Source organism: Microvirga sesbaniae, assembly GCF_025460805.1.
GTDB lineage: Bacteria > Pseudomonadota > Alphaproteobacteria > Rhizobiales > Beijerinckiaceae > Microvirga > Microvirga sesbaniae.
The window spans coordinates 1-1022 of the sequence record NZ_JAMXFJ010000120.1 but is presented as its reverse complement, the minus strand read 5'-3'; the positions used below and the strand labels follow the sequence as shown (position 1 = coordinate 1022).

Here is a 1022-nt window from a genome sequence, read left to right as displayed (position 1 = left end):
AGAGCGATGCGCACGTAATCGTCGCCGTGCTCGCCGAAGCCGATCCCGGGCGCCACCGCCACGTCGGCCTTCTCCACCAGGAGCTTGGAGAATTCCAGGCTGCCCATGGGGCGGAACTTCTCCGGAATCTGCACCCAGGCGAACATGGACGCGGTCGGGACGGGCACGTTCCAGCCCGCCTTGGCGAAGGACTCGACCATCACGTCCCGGCGGCGCTTGTAGGTGGCGCGCATCTCGCGGATGCAATCGTCCGGCCCGTTCAGGGCCGCGGTCGCGGCCACCTGGACGGGCGTGAAGGCGCCGTAGTCGAGATAGGACTTCACCCGGGCGAGAGCCGCCAGCAGGCGCTCGTTGCCGACCGCGAAGCCGATGCGCCAGCCGGCCATGGAGAAGGTCTTGGACATGGAGGTGAACTCCACCGCCACGTCGATGGCTCCCGGCACCTGCAGGATCGAGGGCGGCGGGTTCGATTCGTCGAAATAGACTTCCGAATAGGCGAGGTCCGACAGGAGGATGAGTTCGTGCTTCTTCGCGAAGGCGACGAGATCCCGGTAGAAATCGAGGGACGCCACATAGGCGGTCGGGTTCGACGGGTAGCACACGACGAGCGCCACGGGCTTGGGGATCGAGTGGGCGACGGCGCGCTCCGCTGCGACGAAGAATTCGGGGGTCGGCTCGGCCGGGACCGACCGGATGACGCCGCCGGCCATCAGGAACCCGAAGGCATGGATCGGATAGCTCGGGTTCGGCACCAGAATCACGTCGCCGGGCTCGGTGATGGCCTGGGCCATGTTGGCGAAGCCCTCCTTGGAGCCGAGCGTCGCCACCACCTGGGTGTCGGGATTGAGCTTCACGCCGAAGCGGCGCTCGTAATAGCCCGCCTGGGCCCGGCGGAGGCCGCCGATGCCCTTCGACGCCGAGTAGCGGTCGGTGCGCGGCTTGCCCACGGTCTCGACGAGCTTGTCGATCACGTGCTGGGGAGCCTGAAGGTCCGGATTGCCCATCCCGAGGTCGATGATGTC

1 protein-coding gene is annotated in these 1022 nt (G+C 67.2%); it reads right to left on the bottom strand.

Annotation, left to right across the window (positions count from 1 at the left end; genetic code table 11):
- A partial coding sequence (locus tag OCW50_RS33070; protein WP_262300404.1) for an LL-diaminopimelate aminotransferase occupies window positions 1–1022 on the bottom strand: 1022 nt, incomplete at both ends.